Genomic DNA, 24,132 nt, shown 5'->3' with positions numbered 1-24,132 from the left:
CTTGGAGCATGCAGTCGTGGAAGAGGGACCATCGGCATCGTTCCGGACGCCGCGGCAGGACGAACTCGGTCTCCTCCGGCTTGCCAACGGCGGCGGCCTGACCTGCGATCTGCTGCCGAACGGCACCGTCTTCGCGCTCACGCACGAAGCCGAGGGGCGCCGGATCCTCATCGGGCAGGTCCTCGGCTCGCCGCTCGGCTGCGGCCTCGCGCGGATCGTGTTGCGCATCGGCGGTGCCGAACCACGGCAGCTCGACCTTCATGGGTCCCGCGCGCGGGTGCGGTTCGGGGCGGATCGCGACCGGGCCGTCTGGGAGGGCAAGGACGGGGGCGTCTGTCACCGCCTGACCCTGTCGCTCGACCCGTCGGGCGCGCTCTGGCTCTGGCGGGTGGAGATCGAGAACAGCTCGGCGGAGCCCCTCCCCTGCGACGTCGTCCTGATCCAGGACCTCGGCCTCGGCGACCAGGGCTTCCTGATGGGCAACGAGGCCTATGCCTCGCAGTACCTCGACCACCACGTCGCTCGGGGCCAGCGCATCGGGCCGGTTCTGATGACCAGGCAGAACCTCGCGCAAGGCGCGGCCCACCCCTGGGCGGCCCATGGCTGCCTCGACGGCGCGGCGGCGTTCGCCACCGATTTCGCCCAAGTGATGGGACCGGCGTTCCGCGATGCCGACGAACTCGACGCCGGCTTCGGCGCCGACCTGCCCTCCGTCCGGCTGCAGGCCGAGACGGCGTGCGCGGCGCTGCAGTCGAACGCCGAGACCGTGGCGCCCGGGGACAGTGCGGCTTGGACCTTCTTCGGCAGCTACCAGCCCGATCACCCCGCGGCCTCCGGGGATGCGGATCTCGCCGTCGTGACGGCGGCCGAGCGGGCGCGCGCGGCCTTCGTTCCGCGCGACGTCGCGGTCTCGATGCCCGTCCGCAGCCTCGTTCAGGATGCTTCGGCGCTCGTTTCGGAAGCCTTGGATAGCGAAGCCATCGCGGCGCTTTATCCCGAAAGGCGGCACGAGGAGCACCGCGACGGGCGCCTCCTGTCCTTCTTCGTTCCGGGCGACGGTCACAGCCGGCACGTGGTGCTGCGAGACAAGGAGCGCCTGGTGGCGCGGCGGCACGGCGCGATACTGCGCAGCGGGCGCGCCATGTTGCCGGACGACGCCACCCTCAGCGTGACCGCCTGGATGCACGGGGTGTTCGGCGCTCAAGCGACGATCGGCAACACCTCGTTCCACCAGCTCTTCTCGGTCTCGCGCGATCCGTTCAACGTCGTCCGGGACAGCGGGCTGCGGATCATGGTGGAACTGGGCGAAGGCTGGCGCCTGCTGGCAATCCCCTCCGCCTTCGAGATCGGTCTCGGGGACTGCCGGTGGCTCTACCGGCTGCCCGGTCGCACGGTCACGGTCTCGGCCGTGGTGTCGGACGACGAGCCAGCGCTGCAATGGCGCGTCGCCGTCCAAGGGGCGGCGTGCCGCGTCATCGTCCTCGGCCGGCTCGTGCTGGGATCGCGGGAGTTCGCGCAAGGTGGGCGCGTCGCCGTCGACCGGCCGGCCGAGCGCTTCACGTTCCGGCCCGACCCGGAGGATCTGTGGGGCCGCACCTGTCCGGAGGCCAGCTATCATCTGGTCGTCGCCGACCGGACTTGCGTGGAAGCGCTGGGCGGAGACGAGCTGCTGTATCCGGACGGCGTCCGGCGCAGTGGCGGCTATGCAGTGATCCGGACGGTGCCGACGCACGAACTCACCTTCGCCGTCGTGGGCTCGATGACGGACGGGGCGGCGGCGGAAACGCTCGCCGAGCGCTTCGCGCGAGGTCGCGACGAGGCCGCGATGCGCCGCGAGACGGCCGGCTTCTGGCGGCGGCTGACACGTGACCTCCGCCTCGGCGGCGCGCCCGGGAGCGCCGATGTCGAGGCCGTCAACACCGCCTTCCCCTGGCTCGTGCACGACGCGATGGTGCACCTCACCGTGCCGCGTGGACTGGAGCAGTACACCGCGGCCGCCTGGGGCACGCGCGATGTCTGCCAGGGGCCGGTCGAGCTTCTCCTGTCGCTGGAGCACGATAGGCCGGTCAGGGAAATCCTGCGCATGCTCTTCGCCGAGCAGGACGAGGCGGCCGGCGACTGGCCACAATGGTTCATGCTGGAGCCCTACGCCGCCATCCGGGGTCGGGAGGCGCATGGCGACGTCATCGTCTGGCCGCTGAAGGCGCTATGCGACTACATCGAGGCCACGGGCGATCTCACGATCCTGAGCGAGCCCGTCGCCTGGCGGCGCGAGGACGCGACGGTCGGAGCCGCCACGCCCATCGCGGCGCATGTCGAGGCGCTCCTCGCGGCCGTCGAGAAGCGCTTCGTCGCCGGCACGAACCTGATCCGCTACGGCCACGGCGACTGGAACGACTCCCTCCAGCCCGTCGATCCTGCCTTGAGCGACCGGATGGTGAGCAGCTGGACCGTGGCGCTGCTCCACGAGCAGGTCCGGCGCTATGCCGAGATCCAGCGCCGCGCCGGCAACCCGAGCCAGGCGTCGGGCCTCGACGCGCTGGCGGACCGAATGCGCGCCGACTTCGAGCGGTTCCTGATGCGCAGCGGCACCGTGGCGGGTTACGCGGTCTTCTCGCCCGGGGGCGGCGAGCCGGAACTCCTGCTGCATCCGGCCGACCGGCGGACGCGGCTGCATTATTCCCTGCTGCCGATGACGCAAGCCATCATCGGCGGCCTGTTCACGCCGGAACAGGCGCGCCATCATCTCCACCTGATCCGCCGGCACCTCGCTTTTCCGGACGGCGTGCGGCTCATGGAGCGTCCGCTCGCCTATCATGGCGGCCCGGAGACGATCTTCCGGCGCGCCGAGTCCGCGGCCTTCTTCGGCCGGGAGATCGGGCTGATGTATACGCACTCGCACCTGCGCTATGCCGAGGCCATGGCGGTGCTCGGGGAAGGTGAAGCGCTGTGGGATGCGCTGGCGGTGGTCAACCCGGTCTCCGTGACCGACCGGCTGGACCACGCCAGCCTTCGGCAGCGCAACAGCTACTTCTCCTCGAGCGACGCCGCCTTCCCCGACCGCTATCGGGCGAGCGCCGAGTGGGAGCGCGTCCGGGACGGCACGATCGCGGTGGACGGCGGCTGGCGCATCTATTCGAGCGGGCCGGGGCTCTACGTGAACATGCTCGTCCGTCACGCCATCGGCGCTCGCCGGGTGTTCGGGCGGCGCGAGTGGGTGCCATGCCTGCCCTTGTCCCTGCCGGGCCTCAGGCTCGAAGGCGGCCTGTCGCAGCCGACCGCGCCGCCGCCGCCGTGACGAAGGCGGCGTAGCTCCAGGTGAGGTGCTTGGCCGAGGTCTGCTCGCCCGTCGTCTGATCGAACTGTTCGGACAGCGCTCCGCAGGCCGGGGTGAAAGCCCGGACCGTGTGCAGGATGGCATCGCCCCGGCGCAAGGCTGCGGCGGCGCTTGACCGCCGGTCGCGGCCAGCAGGCAGACGGGCGCGGAAGCAAGCGTTCTCAGGGGCGGCGGGCAGTTCCGCGCCGTCGGAGAGCGCCACGGCCAGCCGATAGTAGAACTCCGCCGCGCCGAGCGTCGAGAAATAGTAGGCGCCGCCGCTGTAATAGGTGTCGCCGGCATAGCGGCCGAGCGCCGGCCCCCGGCCGGCCGGCCGGTCGCGGTTGATCGCGTACTCGGCCTCGAACAGGGTTTCGAACGCGGCGAGGCTCGCCTGCACGCGGGGATCGAGAACGCTGTGCGGCCCTGAAGCACGGCCGGCGTGGATCACGGCCAGGAGGTTGGCTGCGTCGAGCGCCTTTCGATCCGAACCATCCGCGACGCCCTGCCGCGAGCGGATGAAGCCGAGCCCGGCATCCCAGAAGCGTTCGAGCCGGGTCGCGAGTTCGCTGGCTCCTGCCGCGCAGGCCTGCGCCTCTTTGCGTCGGTCCAGGCCGGCGAACCACGCCGCGCCCAGTTCCAGCGCCTCCGACTGCACGAGGTAGGTGTAGTAATGGTGGCCGAGTTCCTCTTCCCAGATGTCGAAGGAGGGCTCGGCGCTACGCGCCAAGGTGAAGGCGAGATCGGCCTCGATCACCGCCCGCATGCCACCGTGCAGACCCGCATCCGTTTCGCCCCACCAGCGCAGGAGCGCGATGGCCCGCAGGGCGACGCCATCGGCCTGCGGGCGGTCCCAGCGGGTGAAGTCGGGCGTCGCATCCGGGTTGACGCGCGTCTCGGCGCGAACCCAGTCCGCCGCCCGGCGGCCGATCTCCGCCGCGTCGCGGACGTAGCGCAGGAAGTCCGGGGCGACGTCTGCCCGAAATCGCGCGAGGCCGGAAAGGCCATCGCGATCCATGCGATCGAGGGACAGGGTGAACTCGACGAACTCCGCCAAGCGCTCCGCCGCGACATCGCCCACGAGACCCTCGATCCTCGCCACCCGCAGGGCATCGATGACGATGGCGGAATCGCGGTACCAGTGGAAGAAGTAATCGGGATCGGGGTCGTAGGACGCCGGCACCGGCGAGGCCAGCACCGAACCCGGACAGGGAACGATTGTCTGCCCGAATCCCGGCCTCGTCTTCACGAGATCGGTGGCGGAGATCGCGCCGAGCATCGCCGTCGCGGCGAATGCGGCCTGATCCGCGATCCAACCGTCGAGACCGGTGTCCGGATCGATCACGCCGTCAGCGCCGGGAACTCGAAACCCAGCCGTTTCAGGCCGGTTCGCACTTCTGGAACGCTCATGAACAGGCGCCACATCAGCCCGCTGCGATGGTTCTCGATCATCGTGACGATCGGCCCCTGGTCGATGCCGAGGAACCAGTCCGCCACCCAGCCGTGCTCCTCGCTGAAGGCGTCGAGAAAGCCGTAACGGCCCCAAAGCCGGTCGCCGAGATCGTCGTGGAGATGGCGCAGCACCGCCATCGCCTCCGCCGGCGCGTAGGGCAGGCTCGACAAGGCGGCCGTCGGGCTGACGACGCCGAGATCGTTGTTCGGCGCATGCGCATCGTAGCCCCCGACCGAGTCGCTGGCGGTCAGCCCCCAGCAGTCCGGCCCGTATCCCTTGAAACCCTTGGGATTGCGGATGCAGTAGGCGCGGTTGACGAGCGTATGGCGGACGTTCTGCTGCCAGTAGTCCGCGTAGGTGTCGCTCAAGTCCCGGGGATCGAGGCCGCAGAAGGAGTAGTGCGCAAAGAACAAGGGGCCGCCGCCGTCCGGTCCGAGCGGCAGCTCGATCCCTTCCTGCAGGCGATGGTTCAGGAAGACGCGCCCTTCCGCATAGCCCCGGTGGTAGACCGCCGGCGCGATCGGGTGGGTCGGCGAGGACGCCGCCAGCACGTAGGCGATCAGGCACTCGTTCCAACCCCGCACCGCATGGTCGAGCGCGAAGCCGTTCGTCGGGCTCCAGTGCCAGGTCAGGACGTCGCGGCCTCGCGCGTACCAGTCCCATTCCGCGTCGTTCCACAGGTAGGTGATCGCCCCGCGCAGCCGCCGCTCGCCGTCGCTTTCGCCATGGAAGTAAGCCCGCGCGCAAAGGAGACCCTGGAGCAGGAGCGCCGACTCCACGATGTCGCCGCCGTCGTCCTTGCGCCCGAACGGGACGACGGCGCCGGTGGCCCCGTTCATGAAGTGCGGAAACATCCCGTGGTAGCAGGGGGCCTCGGTCAGGAGGCCGAGCATGCGGCCGATGCGGGCCACCGCCTCGCTCCTCGTCACCCAGCCGCGTTCGCAGGCCACGACGATCGCCATCACGCCGAAGCCGGACGCCCCGATCGCGATCTTGTCGTCGCGGGGATCCTCGTCGCGCCGGATGCGGTCGCGCGCGAGGCCGCTCGCCGGATGGCCGCCCTCCCAGAAATAGCGGAAGGACTGCCGCTGCACGCGGTCGAGCAGTTCTTCGTCCGTCAGCCGGCCGCTTGATGCGGCGCCCGCGCGCTCCGGCGTTCCCGATCGCGGCATGCCGTCTCCCGTCATTGCGCGGGCACCGCCTGCCGCGCCGACCGCTTGGCCTTCCGCTTCGCGGCACTCGCCGCCGCATGGGCGCTGGCGACCGGCTCGAAGCAGGAGCCGGCCGGATTCGCCACAAGGTGCAGGGTCCGCGTGAACAGGCTGCCGGCCGCCGCATCCCCGAGGCTGATGATACCCATGTGCTTCAGCTCATCGCGGAACAACGCCTCGACCCGGGCCCGGGTCTCGTCTTCCAGGGGATCTAGCACGCCGTCGAGCACCAGCCAGTCGGGCCGTTGCAGGATCACCCGGACGAAGGCCAGGCGCTGCCGCTCGTCGTTGCCGAGCTGGTCCCAACGGTCGACGGCATCGAGCGAGTCGAGCCGGCGTTCGAGGCCGAGCGCCTCGAACGCCGCCGCGATCCGGGCCGTGTCGTGGGTCCGGTCGGAATGGGGATAGGCGATCGCCGCAAGGAGCGTGCCGGGCGGCAGGTAGGCCTGCGACGACATGAATATGATCGTCCGGCGCGGGGGGTGGACGACCCGACCGCTCCCCCAGGGCCAGAGGCCGGCCAGGGTGCGGAACAGCAAGGTGTGCTGCTCTCCGGTCTCGCCGACCACCGACACGCGCTCGCCGGGCTTGAGCTCGACCGACGCCTCCTCCAGCCTGCAGCATTCGGGCGCGGCGATGCACAGCTTCTCGAAGCGGAACGACGGCCCGCCTTCCTCGAAGGCGATCTGCTCCTCGGTGCGGCCGAGCGTGTCGATCGCAAGGATCGCGCGCCGGAAGCTCGATACGCGGATCAGCGTGGCGCGCCAGTCGGCGATGACGGAGAAATTGTCGACGAACCAGCGGAGCGACTGCTGCACCTGGTTGAAGGCGCCGACGATCATCATCAGCTCGCCGAAACTCAGGTTGGCCTCTGCGTTGAAGTAGATCGGGGCGGCCACGAGGATCGGAGCGATGATCGTGAACCAGCCGTAGCCCGCCGTCACCCAGGTCAGCCGGGTGACGGCGCCGACGATCCGACGCGAGGCGACGAGCACGGTCTGGAAGATCGTCTCGACCCTCGCCCTCTCGTCCGCCTCCCCCTCATACGCCGCGATGCTTCCGACGCCCTCGTTGATGCGCACGAGAGCGAAGCGCAACTCCGCCTCGCGGGCATAGCGCGCGGCGTTGAGCTCTATCAGCGGCCGCCCGACCGACCAGGAAAGCAGCGACGCCGCGCCGGCGTAGAACAGCGCGCTCCACACCATGTAGCCCGGCGGCAGGGTGAAGCTGTGGCCGCCGATCTGCACGGCCAGGCTGCGCGACAGGGTCCAGAGCACGCCGACGAAACTGAAAAGCAGGAGGGTCGCCTGCAGGAGGCCGATGCCGAGATCGACCGACAGCTCGGTGAGATGCCGGGCATCCTCGTGGATGCGCTGATCGGGGTTGGCGCCGATTTCCCCGGCGTTCGACAAGCGGAAGGCGCGGAGCGGCTTCAGCCACTCGTCGAGAAGATCGTGCACCAGCCCTTCGCGCAAGGAAACCTTGCCCGTCTGGTTGAGCCAGAGCTGCGCGACGTTGAGGGCCAGCAGCACGCCGGCGATGGCCGCGAACACCCCGAGCTGATGCACGAAGGCGCCGAAATCCTTGCGAGCCAAGGCGTCGTAGAAGGGTCGGTTCCAGGCGTTCAGCCAGATCTGGGCGTAGGCCGCCGCCCCGACGACGAGGACCAGCGCCAAGGCGAGCAGAACGATCTTGTTGCGCTGCGGCGATTTCCAGAAGGCGGACACGATCATCGTGGCATGCGTCCGGAAATCTTGCGCGCCGCCGTTCCGGTCATGCGGTTCCTCTCCTTCTCCGGAAGGCCTGCCTCCGGCTACACGAACGACGACGGCCGATGCGCCCCGCGAGCATCAAAGTCTCGATGCAGGTCGATGGCCGGACGGGCAAGGGTCTCGATCCCGACGCACGCATGCGCTCAGAGGCAAGCACGGGGGGTCGACGAGCCCGTCAAGGGCCGGGCGATCGGCAATTGATCGAAACCGCACGCCGATCGGATCGTGGGGAAGCGGCTCGGGCAATCGGGTTCTTCGACCGCGCCGTGGGAGCAGGGCACGCGAAGCGTTCGGTCTCGATCACGAACGGGCATCCTTCCGGTTCCATGAGGCTCAGGACGCCATGCCGTAACCTTAGCGGAGTTGAAGCCGAAGCCAACCATGTCCTCAAGGATGCCCGCGAGGACAGGCGAAGCAACCCTCCTCGATATCGCGACCGGTGCGCCGATCCCTTTAATGACCCGGATGTCTTGCGAGGAAGCGGGCCGACCGGTCGAGCCGTCGATCGCCTTCGCAGCGGACAGTCAGGTTTCCACCCACTTGCATTTGCCGGCATCCAGCGGAAGAACTCGGACGTGAGCCCCCTAATACCAGCCAGGTGCATGCGAGCTGCCGAGCATCTCGTCGTAGACGTCGGTGCGGCGGTCGCGGAGTACCTGGTTAAAGGCGTTTCAGTTCCGCTTGCGCCGCGCGTCGGCGAGGTTGACGCGTGCCACCAGGATTTCCTCGCCGTCCGTCCCGGCGGGGCCGGCGACGGGCCAGCCCGGCGGGCCGACGATCAGGCTCTGGCCGATGAAGGGCTGGCCGCGCTCCGTGCCGACGCGGTCCGCCGCCGCGACGAAGATCGAGTTCGTGTGAGCGGCGGCCATGACCAGGGTGTTGGCCATCGCGGCGCGGGCCGGGTCCTGACCCGGGATCGGCACCCAGTTCGTCGGCACGCAGACGATCTCCGCCCCCTGCAGCGCCGCCAGCCTGTAGCTCTCCGGGAACCAGCCGTCGTAGCAGATACGGACCCCGAGGCGCCCGACCGCCGTCTCGAAGACCGGGAAGCCGAGATTGCCGGGCGCGAAGAACAGCGCCTCGTCGGCCCAAAGGTGCATCTTCCGGTAGCGCCCGACGAGCCCGTCCGGCCCGATGACGACGGCCGAATTGTAGAGGGTGTCGCCCTCCCGCTCCGTGATGCCGACGATATGGAGGTTTCGAGCGGCCACCGCCGCGATCCAGGCGGCGGTCGAGGGACCGGAGGGAACGTCCTCGGCCAACGCCTTCGCCTCGCCCCGCGTTTCGAAGACGTAGCCGGTGTTGCAGAGTTCCGGCAGCACGACGAGCTGCACGCCGCGGTCGGCCGCTGCCTCGATCAGCTCGACCGAGCGCGCGACGTTCCGCTCGGTTTCACCGAACACCGGCTCCATCTGCACGACGCCGATCCCGATCTCCGTTTCTTGCCGTACTATCCCGCAACTCCTGTTTTCCGTCCGGCCGTGACCGGCAGCGTCGCGCAGGCCCGAGCCGGACGCAAGATGCTTGATATCAGTTCAAGTCGCTTGACAGATGAAAATTTCGCCGGCAACTTCCCGTTCGGATCATCTCCATGCCGGTCACCCGACGCGCCGTCGCCTCCGTTCTTGCTGCCACCCTCGCGTTCGGCAGCCTCGCTTTGATCCCGGCCCGCGCCGCCGAACCAACGAAGCTCACCTTCATTCAGGAATGGCCGACGCCAGATGCCTTCTGGATCCCGTGGATTCTCGGAAGCGACAAGGGCTTCTACAAGGACGAGGGGATCGACCTCGACATCGTCACGTCGCCGACCGTGGCCGATACGATGAAGTTCCTCGGCACCGGCCGGGCGGAGGTGGCCTTCACGACGGTGATGGACGTCGTCTTCGCCCGGGACAGGCACCCGTCACCGCGATCGGTCGCTACGGGCGCGGCAACAACTGGGGCGTGCTCGGTTCGGAAGGCGATGCGCAGACCGTTGCCGCGGCCGACGATACGGTCCCGCTGCTCCTGCAGAAGCGCGTCGATGCCATCACCGGCCTCACCAACGCGGAAGGCACCGGCATGCGCGTCACGGGCGAGCAGACGCCGTCCTTTCTGCCTGCCGTCGAGCACGGCGTGCCGAACACGCCGATCTTCATGCTGGCGGCGAATTCCGACTGGCTGAAGAGCAATCCCGAGTTGGCGAAGGCTTTCCTGCGGGCGACGGCGACTTCGTCGACCACTATCCGTCCGCCCTTTCCGGCGGGATGCGGCAGCGCGTAGCGCTGATGCGCACGCTGGCGCTCAATCCCGACGTGATGCTGCTCGACGCGCCGTTCGGCGCCCCGGATTCGCAGACGCGCCTCGCCATGCAGCAGTGGCTCCTCGCCATCTGGGCCGAAGAGAAGCGCACGGTCGTCTTCGCGGCGCACGACATCGACGAGGCGATCCTTCTCGGCGACCGCGTCGTGGTGATGTCGCCGCGGCCCGGTCGGATCGAGCGTATCCTGCCCGTGCCTCTCGCCCGGCCGCAACCGATGAGCGTACTGACCGATCCGGTCTTCAACCGCCTGAAGCGCGAGATCCTCTGTCTGATCTACGGCAGCGTCCCGGCCGACGCCTTGGCGCACCCTCTCGACGGCCCGGCGCTGGAAACGGACGCGGGAAACAGCGGCGGCACCCCCGGCGGGCGCCGCGTCGACGCCGAAAAGCGCCGCATGAGCGCGCCGCTGATCGAGGTCGGCGGCATTTCCGGGCACTCCGGCGCCTGCGGAGACATCGGTCCGCCGACGAGCCTCGGCAAGCGGTCGCGCCGGTTAGAAATGGTGTGCCTGACGGCCGCGGCGACGCTGGCTGCCGGACGATGCGCCACATATGGTTGCAGCGCTCGCCGGCTCGATGCATCACCGGGACGATCCGGCGCAGACCGGCGAGGCGAAGAAACCGGGCCCACCGTCCACCGCGGTCGGCTCGATCGGTATCGAGGCTCGACTTGAGTTCGTTGAACGTTTGGAACGACGCCGGCAGACAGGGGCGCCCCGGCCACGACGCGGGCGCGGCGGGGAAGCTCGGGCTCCGGCTGAAGCACGCCCGCCAGACGCGCGGCATGACCTTGAAGGAAGTCGCGATCGCGGCCGGCTGCTCGGAGAGCCTCCTGTCGAAGATCGAGAACGGCAAGGCCTCGCCCTCGCTGCCGATGCTACATCGCCTCGTCGAGGTGCTGGAAACGAATATCGGGCGGATGTTCGAGGAGGTGGACGGCGAGGAAGGCATCATCTTCCGCGCCGGACAGCGGCCGCTGATCGCGCTCGATCGGCTGCGCCAGGGCGACGGCGTCGCGCTGGAACGGGTGATCCCCTATTCGGCGGGGCATCTCCTTCAGTGCAACATCCATCATATCGGCAAGGGCGGCACGAGCGCCGGCCCGATCAGCCATGCCGGCGAGGAGGTCGGCTACGTGATCGAGGGTACGATCGAACTGACCGTCGACGACGGCGTGTTCGAGCTGAACGCGGGCGACGCCTTCGCCTTCAGGTCCGAACGCCCGCACCATTACCGCAACATCGGCGACGTTCCGGCCAGCATCTTCTGGGTGAACACCCCTCCGACCTTCTGAACTGCCCGGCAAACGCGCGAGGCGAAAACTGCCCGGAGTTTTCGCAAGCGTATTGACAGTAATTCAAGTCTCTTGAATTGTCGTCTCGCGCCGTCCGGGCGCTTTGCCCGATGCCGGGCATCACGAAGGAGAAACGAAAATGCGCCTCTCCCGCCGTCTCGGCCTCGGCATCGCCGCTCTTTCGATATTCGCCGCCCTCGGTGCGACGGCCGCTGAGGCCGACACCTTCGCGCTCGTCACGATCAACCAGCAGGCCTTGTTCTTCAACCAGATCAACGATGGCGCCAAGGCGGCCGCGAAGGCGGCCGGCGCCGATCTGGTGATCTACGACGCCAACAACGTGCCGGCCGCCCAGAACACGGCGATCGAGAACTACGTCACGCAGAAGGTCGACGGCATCATCCTCGTCGCCATCGACGTCAACGGCGTGAAGCCCGCGATCACCGAAGCGAAGAAGGCCGGCATCCCGGTGATCGCCATCGACGCGCAGATCCCGGACGGCGACAACGTCGCCTTCGTCGGCGTCGACAACATGAAGGCCGGCGAGGAGATCGGCCGGTTCTTCGCCGATTACGTGAAGAAGGAGATGAAGGGCGAAGCGTCGGTCGGCGTCATCGGCGCCCTGAACTCCTTCATCCAGAACCAGCGCCTGGACGGCTTCAAGAAGGCGGTGACCGACAGCGGCGCGAAGGTGGAGTTCCTCGACACCGTCGACGGCCAGAACGTCCAGGACGTGGCGCTCGGCGCGGCCGAGAACCTGATGACCGCCAACCCCGCGATGTCGACGCTCTACGCGACCGGCGAGCCGGCGCTGATCGGCGCGGTCTCGGCGGTGGAAAGCCAGGGGCGGCAGAGCGACGTGAAGGTGTTCGGATGGGACCTCACCGCGCAGGCGGTGAAGGGCATCGACGAGGGCTGGGTCGCCGCCGTCGTGCAGCAGGACCCCGCCGGCGAGGGCAAGGCGGCCGTCGAGGCGCTGGCGACGCTGAAGAAGGGCGGCAAGGTCGAGCCGATCATCAACATTCCCGTGACGATCGTCACGAAGGCGAACGTCGACCAGTTCCGGACCATGTTCAAGTAGACGTTCCGACCGACAGGCTTCCGCCTTTCGGAAGGCGTGAAGCCCCGGCGCGGAAGGGCCGCCTCGCCCGAACATCGGACGGCCCTTCCGCCTCCTTTCCTCCCGACGGAACGGATCAGCATGAGCGTCAAGCCACCGGACCGGGTCCGCATGACCGGCATCTCGAAACGCTACGGGCCGATCCAGACGCTGGCCGACGTTTCGCTCCGCCTCGCGCCCGGCGAGGTGCTCGGCCTCGTCGGCGACAACGGCGCCGGCAAGTCGACGCTCTCGAAGGTCCTGTCCGGCGCCGTGGTGCCGGACGCCGGCACGATCGAGATCGACGGACAGGACGTGCGCTTCGCCTCTCCCGCCGACGCGCGGGCCGCGCATGTCGAGATGGTCTATCAGGACCTATCGCTCTGCGACACGGTGGACGTCGCGGGCAACATCTTCCTCGGCCGCGAGCCGGTGAAGCGGCTCGCGGGCGTCCGGCTTCTCGACAAGCGGCGGATGCACGCCGACGCGAAGGCGATGCTGGAGAAGCTCGGCATCGTCATCGCCGACACGCGCCTCAAGGTCGAGAACCTGTCCGGCGGCCAGCGCCAGTCGATCGCGATCGGCCGCGCCGCGTCCTTCGAGCCGAAGGTCCTCATCATGGACGAGCCGACGGCGGCGCTCGCGGTGGCGGAAGTGGAGGCCGTGCTCGATCTCGTCCGCGCCGTCTCGGCGCGCGGCGTCTCTGTGATCCTGATCACGCACCGCCTGCAGGACCTCTTCCTCGTCTGCGACCGCATCCAGGTGATGTACGAGGGGCGCAACGTCGCCGAGCGGCGGATCGAGGACACCGATGTCGAGGAGGTGGTGAACCTCATCGTCGGCCGGAAGTTCGCGGCGCGCTCCGCCCGCCGCTCCCCGGCCGAAGCCGGAGCCGACGCATGACGCCGGCCGGGCTCTCCGAGACCGAGGCCGCCATCCACGCGCCGGCGAGCGCCGCCCGCGTGCGCAAGGCGACGCTGCGCGACCGCTTCGTCGCGAACGGCGCGGTCGGCTCGATCGCGATCTTCTTCGTCGTCGTCTGCCTGTTCTTCGCGCTGACGACGAACGCCTTCCTGTCGACGCCGAACATCCTCAACATCGTCAGGCAGGCGGCCCCCCTCCTCATCGTCGCCGCCGCGATGACCTTCGTGATCACGACGGGGGGCATCGACCTGTCGGTCGGTTCGGTGCTGGCGCTCGTCTGCGCCCTGTCGGCGGCCGCGCTGCAGGTCGGCGTGCCCTGGCCTGTCGTCATTCTCCTGATGCTCGGGCTCGGCGCGCTGGTCGGCGCGTGCCAAGGCTTCTTCATCGCCTACGAGGGCATCCCCGCCTTCATCGTCACCTTGGCCGGGTTGTCGGTGATCCGCGGCATCGCTCTCCTCGTCACCGGCGGCTATTCGATCCCGATCGCGCCGGACAGCGCTTTCGTCGTGATGGGCCGCGGCTGGTTCGGCGGCGTGCCGATCCCGGCCTGGATCGCGCTGGCGAGCCTCCTCGTCGCGGCGCTGGTCTTCAACGCGACGCGGTTCGGCCGCTACGTCACCGGCATCGGCGCGAACCGCGAGGCGGTGCGGCGGGCCGGCGTCGACACGCGGCGAACCCTCATCGCCGTCTACGTCCTGTCCTCGGTCGCAGCCGCGCTGGCCGGCGTCGTGCTCGCCGGCCGCCTCGGCTCCGGCTCGTCGAATTCCGGCCAGGGCTTCGAGCTCGACGTCATCGCGGCGGTGGTCCTCGGCGGCACCTCGCTCTTCGGCGGGCGCGGTACGATGGTCGGCACGATCCTCGGCGCGCTGACCGTCTCGGTGATCGCGAACGGCCTGATCCTGTCGCACACCTCGCCGTTCCTGACGCCGATCGTCACGGGGTGCATCATCCTCGTCGCGATCTGGCTGAACTTCCGCCTGTTCCGCAGCGGCCGGAGGACCTGAGATGCCGCTCGAGTTCCGCGACCCCGCCGCTCGGCATGCCGGCATCGGCATCGGCGTGCGCTCCGGCCACGTGATGACGGTCGACGGGCCCGTGCCGGTCGCCGAGCTCGGCGTGACGCTGATGCACGAGCACATCCTGATCGACGGTTCGAAGGCGTGGCGCTGCCCGTGCCAGCCGCCGGACCCGGTGCTGAACGAGGGGCCGGTCACGATCGAGATCATCGGCGAGCTGCGGATGAACCCCTACATGAACCGGGACAACGTTTCCTTGACCGACGGCGACCTCGCGCTGTCGGAGCTGAAGCTGTTCCAGGCGCTCGGCGGCCACACCGTCGTCGACCCGACCAATATCGGCATCGGCCGCGATCCCGAGAAGCTGCGCCGTATCGCGCGGATGAGCGGTCTCCGGATCGTCATGGGCTCCGGCTTCTATCTCGAATTCAGCCATCCCGAATGGCTGCGGGGGATGGACGTCGAGGAAGTGACCGAGTTCCTGGTTAGGGACGTCGGCGGCGCCGACGAGAAGCCCGAGATCGTCGCCGGCATCATCGGCGAGGTCGGCGTCTCGAAGGATTTCACGCCCGAGGAAAGGAAGTCGCTCCGCGCGTCCGCCCGCGCGTCGGCTCGCACCGGCGTGCCGCTGTCGATCCACCTGCCGGGCTGGGAGCGCCTCGCGCACGAGGTGCTGGACGTCGTGGAGGCGGAAGGGGCGGACCTCCGCCACACCGTTCTCTGCCACATGAACCCGAGCCACGCCGACCTCGCCTACCAGACGAGCCTCGCCGAACGCGGCGCGTTTCTGGAATACGACATGATCGGCATGGACTACTACTACGCCGACCAGGACGCCCAGTCGCCGTCCGACGAGGAGAACGCGCGGGCGATCCGCGCGCTGGTCGACGCGGGCTTCGCCGACCGCATCCTCCTCAGCCAGGACGTGTTCCTGAAGATGATGCTGACCCGCTTCGGCGGCTTCGGCTACGCGCACGTGCTGAAGCACTTCGTCCCGCGCCTCCGCCGTCACGGGATCGAGGACGCCACGATCGACCGGATGATGGTCGACAACCCCCGCGCCGTCTTCTCGGCGGCGGCCTGACACCTTCGCGAGAGACACGATGTCCGACAAGAAAGTCCTTTTGGCCGGCGAGTCCTGGGTTTCCACCGCGACCCATATCAAGGGTTTCGACCAGTTCCCGACCGTCACCTACCACCAGGGCGCGGACGAACTGCTCGCGGCGCTGAAGTCGAGCCCCTTCGCGGTCGAGTTCATGCCCTCGCATCTCGCCCAGCGCGATTTCCCGCAGACGCTGGAAGGCCTGCAGGCCTACGACGCGGTGATCCTCTCCGACATCGGCGCGAACACGCTGCTGCTTCACCCGGACACCTGGATCCATTCGAAGACGACGCCCAACCGGCTGAAGCTCCTGAAGCAGTATGTGGAAGGCGGTGGCGCGCTCTTGATGTTCGGCGGCTACTACTCGTTCCAGGGCATCAACGGCGGGGCGCGCTATCGCCGCACTGCCGTCGAGGAGGTGCTGCCGGTGACGTGCCTGCCGGTCGACGACCGCGTCGAGGTGCCGGAAGGCTTCACGCCGGTGGTGACGGGCGACGCCGCGCATCCGATCCTCGCGGGCCTCGGCGCGGATTGGCCGGTGCTTCTCGGCTACAACGAGGTGGAACTGAAGCCGGGCGCGGAAGTGCTCGCGACGGTATCCAGCGAATACGGCTCGCAGCCGCTCCTCGTCACCGGCACCTACGGTCGCGGGCGCACGGTGGTCTGGACGTCGGATGTCGGCCCGCACTGGCTGCCCGGCGACTTCATCCGCTGGGACGGCTACGCCAAGCTCTTCGCCGGCATGCTGGCCTGGGCCACCGCGAAGGACTGACGCGCCGTGGCCGTCCATGTCGTCGGCAACGTCTGCCTCGACACGACCTTTCGCCTCGATCGCTTTCCGCGCCCCGGCGAGACGGTGAACGCCGGATCCTGCGCGGTGACGCTCGGCGGCAAGGGCGCGAACCAGGCGCTCGCCGCCGCCCGCACCGGCGCGGCAACCACGCTCTGGGCGGCGGTGGGGCAGGACGCGGAAGGCACGGAAATCCGTCGACGGCTGCTCGAAGCCGGCTTGTCGGATCGGGGGCTCGTCGCGGTGAGCGCGCCGAGCGACCGTTCCTGCGTGCTGGTCGACGCGGAAGCGGAGAACCTCGTCGTCAGTGCGGTCGAGGCCGCCCGCGCCTTCGCCGCCGATCGGAGCGGCTGGCGCGAGGCGGCAAAGCCCGGCGACGTGCTCGTGATGCAGAACAACCTCGCACCCGACACGACGGCCGCCTGCCTGCGCGCGGCGGCGACCTCGAACCTCTTCACCCTCTTCAACGCGAGCCCGCTCGGTGCGGAGGAGGCATGTCCGTTCGGGGGCGTCGACCTCGTCGTCGTGAACCGCGACGAAGGCGCGACGGTGACGGGATGCGCCGAGCCGCGGGAGATCGCCGCAACGCTCAGATCGATGGGGGTGGATCGCGCGGTCGTCACCCTCGGTTCGCGCGGCGCGATCCTCGCCGAGGCGGACGGCCTCGTCGCGTTCCCGGCACCCGCGGTCGTGCCCGTCGACACGAGCGGGGCCGGCGACGTCCTCGCCGGCACGCTGGCCGGCTGTCTCGACCGCCGCCGTTCGCTCGCCGCGGCGCTCGAAATCGCGATCCACGCGGCGTCGGTCGCGGTGACGCGACCGGGCACCTTCGGCTCCGGACCGTCGCACGACGAGTTCGCCGACCTCCTTCTGAAGGACACCGCATGACATCCTCATCCCAACCGATCGGACGCGCGGGCGGCGACGCGGTGGCTGGCATATTCGGCCGGTCGAAGGTGGTCATCGGCGTGGTGCACCTGCCGCCGCTGCCGGGAGCCCCGCGCTTCGACGGCGAAGCGGTCGAGTCGATCTACGAGCAAGGCTTGGGCGACGCCCGCGCCTACCTGGAGAACGGCTGCGACGGCGTCATCGTCGAGAACCACGGCGACGTGCCCTTCGCGAAACCGGACGATATCGGGCCGGAGACCGCCGCGCATATGGCGGTCGTCGCCGACCGCATCCGGCGCGAGCTCGGCCGGCCGATCGGCATCAACGTCCTCGCCAACGCCGCCGTGCCGGCCCTCGCGATCGCCAGCGCATCCGGCGCGAAGTTCGTGCGGGTCAACCAGTGGGCCAACGCCTACGTGGCGAACGAGGGCTTCGTCGAAGGCGAGGCGGCGCGCGCCATGCGCTACCGCGCGCGGCTTCGGGCGAAGGGCGTGCGCATCTTCGCCGACGCCCACGTCAAGCACGGGGCGCACGCGATCGTCGCCGACCGCCCGGTCGAGGAGCAGGTGAAGGACCTCGTCTTCTTCGATGCCGACGCGGTGATCGCCACCGGCCAGCGCACCGGCCATGCCGCCGATCTCTCCTACATCCGCATGATCAAGGAGGCCGCCGGCCTGCCGACGCTCGTCGGCAGCGGCGTCACGCCGGACAACGTCGGCGACATCCTCGGCATCGTCGACGGCGTGATCGTCGCGAGTTCCCTGAAGCATGACGGCGTCTGGTGGAACGCCGTCGATCCGGACCGCGTGCGCCGCTTCATGCGCGGCCTGAAGCGGTGAGCCGAACGCCGGCGGTGAACGGCGAGCGGCTGCTCGCCCGCCTCGCCGCCTTCGCGGCGATCGGGGCGACGCCGAAGGGCGGTGTCGACCGCCAAGCCTTGACGGCCGGCGACCGGGAGGCGCGACGCCTGCTGGCGGATCTCGCCGCCGCGCGCGGTTTCGCCGTGCTTCAGGACGAAGCCGCCAACCTCTTCGTCCGGCGCGAGGGGACCGACCCGTCCCTTCCCCCACTCCTCCTCGGCAGCCATCTCGACACGCAGCCGAAGGGTGGTCGCTTCGACGGCACGCTCGGCGTCCTCGCTGCCTTCGAGGTGTTGGAGGCGCTGGAGGATGTCGGCGCGAGGCCGGCCCGTGCCGTGGAAGCCGTCGCCTGGACCAACGAGGAAGGCAGCCGCTTCCAGCCGGGCGCCTTCGGCTCGCAGGCCTTCGCCGGAGGAACGATTCCGTCGGAATGGCGGGAAGCGCAAGACCGTGACGGAATGCGCCTGTCGGACGAGCTGCGGGCCACCCTCGCGGCCCTGCCGCAGGCGAAGTCGAGGCCGCTCGGCATCCCGCTAGCCGCCTATCTCGAACTCCACATCGAGCAGGGCCCGGCGCTGGAAGCGGAGGATGTCGCGATCGGCGCCGTGACCGGCATCCAGGCGACGCGTTGGCTGGAGGTCTCGTTCACCGGCAGGCCCGCGCATGCCGGCACCACCCCGCTCGCGTTTCGCCGCGATCCTCTCGTCGCCGCCGTCGCCGTTCTCGGCGAGTTGCACCGCTCCATCATGCCGGCGGATGGGGACGCGCGCCTCACCGTCGGCCGGATCGCAGCGGAGCCGGGCTCGATCAACGTCGTGCCCGAGCGCGTCGCATTCACGCTCGACCTCCGCCATCCCGACGACGCGCGGCTCGCGGCGATCGACGCGACGGTGCGCGAGATCTGCGCCCGTCACGCTGCGGCGGCGGGTTGCCGGATGGAGGTGACGGTGCTCTCGAACATGCGATCGGCCGCCTTTCCCGAGTCCGTCGTGACGCTGGTGGAGACGGCGGCCGCCCGATCCGGCTTGTCTTGCCGACGCATCGTCTCCGGTGCATTCCACGACGCGCTCTTCCTGTCCCGCGTGGCGGCGAGCGGCATGATATTCGTGCCCTGCCGTGACGGAATCAGCCACAACGAAGCGGAAGACGTCGCCCCGGCCGCTTCCATCGACGGGGCGACGGCGCTGTTGAACGCAGCCGTGGACTATCTCGAACTGGCCGGAGCGCCGGAGCGAAATGCCCGAGCCTGATCATCCCTGCCGGGGCGGCAGCCATTTCTTTTCGATGCGGCAGACGACGGTGTAGGCCGGATCGAAGACGTTGCCGATGTCGTAGCGCACGACCTGTCCCATGAGATGGCTCGCCGCCGCCGGGCCGAGCCCATAGTCGTTTTGCAGCCATTCGAACATGTCGGTGGTGGCGTGCTGCAGCGCCTGGTCGAGCGGCCGGGCGTTGCCGACCGAGAAGATGTCTCGGGCATTCTCGCCGCGCGGCCAGACGAGCCTCCTCCCCTTCTCCACCGTCAGCCGCACCTCGACCTCGTAGGCGGTTTCGATGCCGGTGCCGACGATCTCGCCGTCGCCTTGGGCTGCGTGGCAATCGCCGAGGAAGAACAGGGCGCCGGGCACGGCCACCGGAAACCAGGCGGTGGCGCCGGGGCCGAAGCCCCGGTAGTCCATGTTGCCACCGTTCTCGGCGCTGGTGGCGGTGGAAAAGGCTTGGCCCATGTCCGGCGCCACGCCGAAGCAGCCGATCATCGGCTCTAGCGGCAGGACGAGGTGCTCCAGCCCCGGCACGGGCGGATCGAGGACCGCCGTCGACGCTTGCAGATCGATGCGCCAGTTCGCCTTGTCGCGCGGCGGCAGGGAGCGGACGGTTTCGGGATCGACGACGTTGGCGGCGAGCGAGGCGCGCGTCCAACCGGTGGCGCGGGCCGGCGTCATCCGGACGATTTCGACCTTGAGGGCGTCGCCCGGCTCGGCGCCGACAACGAAGATCGGGCCGTTCATCGGGTTCGGCTCGGCGGCGCGCTTGACGCCGTCCCTGTCGAAACCGCCGGCGTCGAGCGTCTCGGTGACGACCGTGTCGCCGGAAGCCACGGTCAGCGCCGGCGGCAGCGTGCCCAGGACATTGTGCCAGCGGTCGGCAGCGAAGCGGTGCGTCGTCATGGTGGAAGGCGTAGCCGTCCGCCGTACGTGCCACAAGTCGGACGATCAGGATGCTGGTTAGGTGCCCGCCGGGCATCCCTTCCTCGTTGCTATGCTTCGCCGCTCAGACCCTGCTCAGCGTCTATTCGGCTCCATCCGAGGGCCGGCCGCCGCCCGGCATGCCTCGGAAGGTAGCGTCCTAGCGTATTGCATGCTAATCGATAGCACGCTATCTACTCCGCATGATCCTTTCGCAGTCGGTCCGCTTCGACGTGACGAGCAATCTCGATCGCGCTTCGCGCCAATGGCGGCGGCTGGCGCGCGAGATCGTGGAAGCGCATGGCATCTCGCAGGCCTGCGCCATGCCGCTGATCACGATCGGCCGGATGGGAGAAGGGGTTCGCCAAGGCCCGCTCGCCGACGAGATCGGCATCGAAGGACCGTCGCTCGTCCGGTTGCTCGACCAGCTCGCCGCGGCCGAGCTCGTGGAGCGGCGCGACGATCCGAGCGACCGGCGCGCCAAGACTCTTTGGCTGACCGCGAAGGGCCGCGCCGTGACGCGGCACATCGAGGACGACTTGACCCGATTGCGCGCCGCCGTGCTCGGCGGCGTTCCCGAAGCCGACCTGCAGGCCGTGCTGCGGGTCTACGCGGCGCTGGACGCGGCGGTGGAGGCGACCGCCACGACCCGGACCAGGGCCGCATGACCGCCGCCCTTCCGACATGGCGCGACTGGCTGTTCTCCGCCAAGGCCTTCGCGGCATCGATGCTCGCGCTCTACGTGGCGCTGGCGGCCGGTTTGCCGCGCCCCTACTGGGCGATGGCGGCGGTCTACGTCGTCGCCAACCCCTTGTCCGGCGCGACGCGCTCGAAGGCGCTCTACCGCGCGCTCGGCACCTTCATCGGCGCGGCCGGCGCGGTGCTGCTCGTGCCGCCGCTCGTGAACGCACCGGAACTTCTCAGCCTCGCCGTGGCGCTCTGGACCGGCGGGTTCCTGTTCGTGTCGCTGCTCGACCGGACGCCGCGTTCCTACGTCTTCATGCTGGCCGGCTATTCGCTGCCCCTGATCGCGCTCCCCGCCGTCGGCGATCCGGGCAGCGTCTTCGATCTCGCCGTCGCGCGCTCGCTCGAGATCACGCTCGGCATCGTCTGCGCCAGCGTCGTCAACAGCGTGATCCTGCCGACCGCCGTCGGCCCGACCCTCGCCAACCAAGTCGACAAGTGGAGGAACGGCGCGGCGGAATGGACGGCCGGCATCCTCGGCAGCGGCGATCCGGCCGCCGCCGCCGAGGGGCGGCTGCGCCTCGCGGCCGACGTGCGGGGCCTCGAACTCCTGATCGGGCAGATCGCCTACGATCCGGCGGCGCGCCGGACCGCCCGGCACGCTCGCGAGCTCCAGGCCCGGCTGGCGATGCTGCTGCCCATCCTGTCGTCGCTCGGCGACCGGATCGGGGCGGCCCGCGCCGCCGGCGCCGATCCGCAGGGCTTCGACGCCTTGCGGGCGGATGTGCTGCGGTGGATCGAGGACCCTGCCGTCGCCGACCCGGACGGCCTTCGCCGCCGCATCGCCGCGCTCGAAGAGGAAGTCGAGGGACAGGCGGACTGGGGCGCGCTGGTCCTCGCCGGCGCCCTCGCCCGGATGCGCGATCTCGTCGACCTCTGGCAGGACATCGAGGCAGCGCAGCGGCGGATCGTGCTGGGGGAACGGGCGCAAGGACGCGAACCCGCGCCGCGGTTCCGCAACGTCTTCGCGCGGGCGCCGCACTACGATTTCGGCCTCCTCGCCTTTTCCGCCGGCTCCGTCGTCCTCGCGACGCTGCTGGCCTCCTTCGTCTGGATCGAGAGCGGTTGGGTGGAAGGATCCGGCTGCGTGATCATGACGGCCGTCGGCGCCTCGTTCTTCGCCGCGCTCGACGATCCGGTGCCGCAGATCAAGGCCTTCACGATCTGGATGGGCATCTCGATCGCCGTCTCCGGCTTCTACATCTTCGCCGTCCTGCCGCAGGTGCACGGCTTCGAGATGCTGGTCGCGGTGTTCGCCGTGCCGTTCCTCCTGTTCGGCACGCTGGTCGGCCGGCCGCAGTTCACCCTGATCGCCATGCTCCTGGCGGTGAACACCGCCTCCTTCGTCGGAGTGCAGGAAACCTACAGCGCCGACTTCGCGAGCTTCCTGAACGGCAATCTCGCCTCGGTCGCGGGTGGCTTGTTCGGCCTCGCCTGGACCATGGCGACGCGCCCCTTCGGCGCGGCGCTCGCCGCGCGCCGCCTCCTCCGGGCCTCGTGGCGCGACGTGGCGTCGATCGCGCGCGGCGGCAGCCTCCCGGCCGACGGGCGCTTCGCCGGCCGCATGCTGGACCGCAGCGGCCAGCTCGCGCCCCGGCTGGCGGCGCTGCCAGACGGGGAGGCCCCCGACGCGCTCGGCGAGTTGCGCCTCGGCCTCAATCTCATCGAGCTGAAGCGGGTCCGCCGCGACGGCAGGGCCGCTCCCGCCGTCGGCGAACTACTGGCGGCGGTCGGCGATCTGTTCACGGAGCGGGCGCGGACCGGGCGGCGCATCGAGGCGCCGGAACGGATCCGCGTGACGATCGACGCGGCCCTGTCGGAGGCCGCCGTCGATCGGTCGGATGCGGGACGCGCCACCCTCAACGCGCTCGTCGGCATCCGGCGCGCACTGTTTCCGGCAGCCAGGCCGCCGACGCTGCCGCGCCCGGTCGAGGCGTTCGAGCCGCCCGCCTACTCGATCGCGGCGGAGTGAAAGCGTCATGACAGCCGACCTCGACCTCTTCGGCATCTTCGTGCCGCATCTGCTCGTGCTGGCATTCGCCGCGCTTCTCGCCAGCCTCCTGCTCAAGCGCATCCTCGCCGTGGCCGGCGCCTACCGCCTCGTCTGGCATCCGGCCCTCTTCGACCTCGCCGTCTACGTGATCCTGCTCGGCGGCCTCGACCTCGCATTCAGCCGGTACCTGTCGTGAAACGCTTCCTTTCCCTTCTCGCGCGCGTCGCGGTCACGCTCGTCGTCGTCGCGGCCGCCTTCGCGGTCGGCACGAGCCTTTGGGCCTATTACATGCAGGCGCCCTGGACCCGCGACGGCCACGTGCGGGCCGACATCGTCGGCGTCGCGCCGGACGTCTCGGGACTCGTCGGCGAGATGCTGGTCCGCGACAACCAGACGGTGCGCAAGGGCGACGTTCTGTTCCGCGTCGACGCGCAGCGCTTCGCGCTGGCGCTGCGACTGGCGGAAGCCGCGGTGGAAGGGCAGCAGGCGACGCTGGGGCAGGCGAAGCGCGACGCCGAGCGCTACCAGACGCTCAGCCGCAACGTCGCCTCGCAGCAGCAGGTCGAGCAGGCGCTCGCCGCCGAGACGATCGCCGACGCGAACTACCAGCAGGCGCTGGCGAACCGCGACGTCGCGAAGCTGAACCTCCAGCGTTCGGAAGTGCGCGCCGCGACGGACGGCGTCGTCACCAATCTCGCCCTCAACCCCGGCGACTACGTCACGGCCGGCAAGGCGGTGATGGCGCTGGTCGACAGCGACTCGATCCGCGTCGAGGGCTATTTCGAGGAAACCAAGCTGCCGCGCATCCGGGTCGGCGACGCCGTTTCGGTGCGGCTGATGGGCGATGGCCGCGACCTTCCCGGGCACGTGCAGAGCATCGCCGGGGGCATCGAGGATCGCGAGCGCACCAACGGCACGAGCCTTCTCGCCAACGTCACGCCGACCTTCAGCTGGGTGCGCCTCGCGCAGCGCGTTCCCGTCCGCGTCGCGCTGGACGATCCGACGGCAGCACCCCTCGTCGTCGGGCAGACCGCGACCGTCGCCGTGCTTCCGGTTCCGGCCGCCGGCGACCGCCGGCAGGCGAGCCGGCCGGAATGGCTCGATCGGATCGCCGATCTCGTCGGCGGCATCGGCAACTGGGCGTCCTGACAGGCGAGCCGCTCGACCTCCTCCCGCATCCCGC

General features: G+C 69.7%; 20 protein-coding genes and 2 pseudogenes. 17 read left to right on the top strand and 5 right to left on the bottom strand.

Features of this window, described 5'->3' with window-relative positions:
- Position 1 precedes the first annotated feature (1 nt).
- Positions 2 to 3,298, top strand: a complete 3,297-nt coding sequence (locus tag F6X38_RS15800) for a GH36-type glycosyl hydrolase domain-containing protein (protein WP_246191381.1) — start codon at positions 2 to 4, stop codon at positions 3,296 to 3,298.
- On the opposite strand, the gene F6X38_RS15795 is transcribed toward F6X38_RS15800, so the two are convergent.
- The 4 genes and pseudogenes from F6X38_RS15795 to F6X38_RS15780 all read right to left on the bottom strand — a co-directional run bounded on the left by F6X38_RS15795 (position 3,249) and on the right by F6X38_RS15780 (position 9,185).
- Entirely contained in the window at positions 3,249 to 4,661 is a 1,413-nt protein-coding gene (locus F6X38_RS15795) for a glycoside hydrolase family 15 protein (RefSeq protein ID WP_202617996.1), read from the bottom strand. The two genes, F6X38_RS15800 and F6X38_RS15795, sit on opposite strands and share 50 nt — an antisense overlap.
- A complete protein-coding gene (locus F6X38_RS15790) occupies positions 4,658 to 5,941 on the bottom strand; it encodes a glucoamylase family protein (protein ID WP_150971256.1) in 1,284 nt (427 codons plus the stop codon). The genes F6X38_RS15795 and F6X38_RS15790 overlap by 4 nt, the downstream gene beginning before the upstream one ends.
- Positions 5,942 to 5,952: 11 nt before the next feature.
- The gene (locus tag F6X38_RS15785) at positions 5,953 to 7,713 is read right to left on the bottom strand and encodes an ABC transporter ATP-binding protein/permease (protein WP_150971254.1); all 1,761 of its coding nucleotides are present in this window, start codon (positions 7,711 to 7,713) and stop codon (positions 5,953 to 5,955) included.
- A 623-nt stretch (positions 7,714 to 8,336) separates the two neighbouring features.
- Positions 8,337 to 9,185, bottom strand: a pseudogene (locus tag F6X38_RS15780) (nitrilase family protein).
- Between the two features lie 158 nt (positions 9,186 to 9,343).
- On the opposite strand from F6X38_RS15780, the pseudogene F6X38_RS24305 reads away from it, so the two are divergent.
- The 12 genes and pseudogenes from F6X38_RS24305 to F6X38_RS15725 form a co-directional block, all read left to right on the top strand.
- Positions 9,344 to 9,664: pseudogene (locus F6X38_RS24305) on the top strand (ABC transporter substrate-binding protein); the annotation flags it as partial.
- Between the two features lie 32 nt (positions 9,665 to 9,696).
- On the top strand, positions 9,697 to 10,014 hold the full coding sequence (locus tag F6X38_RS23945; protein ID WP_246191380.1) for an ABC transporter substrate-binding protein: 318 nt from the start codon (positions 9,697 to 9,699) through the stop codon (positions 10,012 to 10,014).
- On the top strand, positions 9,999 to 10,727 hold the full coding sequence (locus F6X38_RS23940) for an ABC transporter ATP-binding protein (RefSeq protein ID WP_150971252.1): 729 nt from the start codon (positions 9,999 to 10,001) through the stop codon (positions 10,725 to 10,727). The genes F6X38_RS23945 and F6X38_RS23940 overlap by 16 nt, the downstream gene beginning before the upstream one ends.
- A gap of 5 nt (positions 10,728 to 10,732) precedes the next feature.
- Positions 10,733 to 11,347: a cupin domain-containing protein gene (locus tag F6X38_RS15765; RefSeq protein ID WP_246191386.1), complete on the top strand. Its 615-nt coding sequence runs from the start codon at positions 10,733 to 10,735 to the stop codon at positions 11,345 to 11,347.
- Between the two features lie 139 nt (positions 11,348 to 11,486).
- Positions 11,487 to 12,428: an ABC transporter substrate-binding protein gene (locus F6X38_RS15760; protein WP_150971248.1), complete on the top strand. Its 942-nt coding sequence runs from the start codon at positions 11,487 to 11,489 to the stop codon at positions 12,426 to 12,428.
- Positions 12,429 to 12,548: 120 nt separating this feature from the next.
- Positions 12,549 to 13,349 (top strand): ATP-binding cassette domain-containing protein, encoded by an 801-nt coding sequence (locus tag F6X38_RS15755; RefSeq protein WP_150971246.1) that lies wholly within the window; start codon positions 12,549 to 12,551, stop codon positions 13,347 to 13,349.
- Positions 13,346 to 14,374: an ABC transporter permease gene (locus tag F6X38_RS15750; protein WP_150971244.1), complete on the top strand. Its 1,029-nt coding sequence runs from the start codon at positions 13,346 to 13,348 to the stop codon at positions 14,372 to 14,374. The genes F6X38_RS15755 and F6X38_RS15750 overlap by 4 nt, the downstream gene beginning before the upstream one ends.
- 1 nt (position 14,375) lies before the next feature.
- Positions 14,376 to 15,470: a phosphotriesterase family protein gene (locus tag F6X38_RS15745; protein ID WP_150971242.1), complete on the top strand. Its 1,095-nt coding sequence runs from the start codon at positions 14,376 to 14,378 to the stop codon at positions 15,468 to 15,470.
- A gap of 19 nt (positions 15,471 to 15,489) precedes the next feature.
- Positions 15,490 to 16,260, top strand: a complete 771-nt coding sequence (locus tag F6X38_RS15740; protein ID WP_150971240.1) for a glutamine amidotransferase — start codon at positions 15,490 to 15,492, stop codon at positions 16,258 to 16,260.
- Positions 16,261 to 16,266: 6 nt separating this feature from the next.
- Positions 16,267 to 17,166: a PfkB family carbohydrate kinase gene (locus F6X38_RS15735; protein WP_150971238.1), complete on the top strand. Its 900-nt coding sequence runs from the start codon at positions 16,267 to 16,269 to the stop codon at positions 17,164 to 17,166.
- Positions 17,163 to 18,005 carry a BtpA/SgcQ family protein gene (locus F6X38_RS15730; protein ID WP_150971236.1) on the top strand — a complete coding sequence of 281 codons (843 nt, stop codon included), beginning with the start codon at positions 17,163 to 17,165 and terminating at the stop codon, positions 18,003 to 18,005. The genes F6X38_RS15735 and F6X38_RS15730 overlap by 4 nt, the downstream gene beginning before the upstream one ends.
- Positions 18,002 to 19,276, top strand: a complete 1,275-nt coding sequence (locus F6X38_RS15725) for a Zn-dependent hydrolase (protein ID WP_150971234.1) — start codon at positions 18,002 to 18,004, stop codon at positions 19,274 to 19,276. Before F6X38_RS15730 ends, F6X38_RS15725 begins: the two co-directional genes overlap by 4 nt.
- Here F6X38_RS15725 and F6X38_RS15720 read toward each other — a convergent pair whose 3' ends face one another.
- Positions 19,277 to 20,194, bottom strand: coding sequence for an acetamidase/formamidase family protein (locus F6X38_RS15720; RefSeq protein ID WP_150971232.1), 918 nt, complete (start codon positions 20,192 to 20,194; stop codon positions 19,277 to 19,279).
- Between the two features lie 221 nt (positions 20,195 to 20,415).
- On the opposite strand from F6X38_RS15720, the gene F6X38_RS15715 reads away from it, so the two are divergent.
- Genes F6X38_RS15715 through F6X38_RS15700 form a run of 4 tightly spaced genes read left to right on the top strand, consistent with a single transcriptional unit; the run spans position 20,416 to position 24,098 of the window.
- Entirely contained in the window at positions 20,416 to 20,880 is a 465-nt protein-coding gene (locus F6X38_RS15715) for a MarR family winged helix-turn-helix transcriptional regulator (RefSeq protein ID WP_150971230.1), read from the top strand.
- Positions 20,877 to 22,928, top strand: coding sequence for an FUSC family protein (locus F6X38_RS15710; RefSeq protein ID WP_150971228.1), 2,052 nt, complete (start codon positions 20,877 to 20,879; stop codon positions 22,926 to 22,928). The genes F6X38_RS15715 and F6X38_RS15710 overlap by 4 nt, the downstream gene beginning before the upstream one ends.
- 7 nt (positions 22,929 to 22,935) lie before the next feature.
- The gene (locus F6X38_RS15705; protein WP_150971226.1) at positions 22,936 to 23,145 is read left to right on the top strand and encodes a DUF1656 domain-containing protein; all 210 of its coding nucleotides are present in this window, start codon (positions 22,936 to 22,938) and stop codon (positions 23,143 to 23,145) included.
- On the top strand, positions 23,142 to 24,098 hold the full coding sequence (locus tag F6X38_RS15700) for an efflux RND transporter periplasmic adaptor subunit (protein WP_150971224.1): 957 nt from the start codon (positions 23,142 to 23,144) through the stop codon (positions 24,096 to 24,098). Before F6X38_RS15705 ends, F6X38_RS15700 begins: the two co-directional genes overlap by 4 nt.
- The last annotated feature ends 34 nt before the right edge of the window (positions 24,099 to 24,132 follow it).

Origin of the sequence: Plantimonas leprariae, assembly GCF_008802405.1 — a bacterium.
GTDB classification, from domain to species: Bacteria; Pseudomonadota; Alphaproteobacteria; order Rhizobiales; family Rhizobiaceae; genus Plantimonas; species Plantimonas leprariae.
The sequence above is the reverse complement of the archived record's forward strand: the minus strand, read 5'-3'. Positions and strand labels throughout refer to the sequence as shown.

What these genes read in the sequence shown, in the direction of transcription:
- F6X38_RS15790 (WP_150971256.1), bottom strand. Translation starts at nt 5,941, where the DNA reads ATGCCGCGATCGGGAACGCCGGAGCGCGCGGGCGCCGCATCAAGCGGC.
- F6X38_RS15785 (WP_150971254.1), bottom strand. Translation starts at nt 7,713, where the DNA reads ATGATCGTGTCCGCCTTCTGGAAATCGCCGCAGCGCAACAAGATCGTT.
- F6X38_RS23940 (WP_150971252.1), top strand. Translation starts at nt 9,999, where the DNA reads ATGCGGCAGCGCGTAGCGCTGATGCGCACGCTGGCGCTCAATCCCGAC.
- F6X38_RS15760 (WP_150971248.1), top strand. Translation starts at nt 11,487, where the DNA reads ATGCGCCTCTCCCGCCGTCTCGGCCTCGGCATCGCCGCTCTTTCGATA.
- F6X38_RS15755 (WP_150971246.1), top strand. Translation starts at nt 12,549, where the DNA reads ATGAGCGTCAAGCCACCGGACCGGGTCCGCATGACCGGCATCTCGAAA.
- F6X38_RS15750 (WP_150971244.1), top strand. Translation starts at nt 13,346, where the DNA reads ATGACGCCGGCCGGGCTCTCCGAGACCGAGGCCGCCATCCACGCGCCG.
- F6X38_RS15745 (WP_150971242.1), top strand. Translation starts at nt 14,376, where the DNA reads ATGCCGCTCGAGTTCCGCGACCCCGCCGCTCGGCATGCCGGCATCGGC.
- F6X38_RS15740 (WP_150971240.1), top strand. Translation starts at nt 15,490, where the DNA reads ATGTCCGACAAGAAAGTCCTTTTGGCCGGCGAGTCCTGGGTTTCCACC.
- F6X38_RS15730 (WP_150971236.1), top strand. Translation starts at nt 17,163, where the DNA reads ATGACATCCTCATCCCAACCGATCGGACGCGCGGGCGGCGACGCGGTG.
- F6X38_RS15720 (WP_150971232.1), bottom strand. Translation starts at nt 20,194, where the DNA reads ATGACGACGCACCGCTTCGCTGCCGACCGCTGGCACAATGTCCTGGGC.
- F6X38_RS15715 (WP_150971230.1), top strand. Translation starts at nt 20,416, where the DNA reads ATGATCCTTTCGCAGTCGGTCCGCTTCGACGTGACGAGCAATCTCGAT.
- F6X38_RS15710 (WP_150971228.1), top strand. Translation starts at nt 20,877, where the DNA reads ATGACCGCCGCCCTTCCGACATGGCGCGACTGGCTGTTCTCCGCCAAG.
- F6X38_RS15705 (WP_150971226.1), top strand. Translation starts at nt 22,936, where the DNA reads ATGACAGCCGACCTCGACCTCTTCGGCATCTTCGTGCCGCATCTGCTC.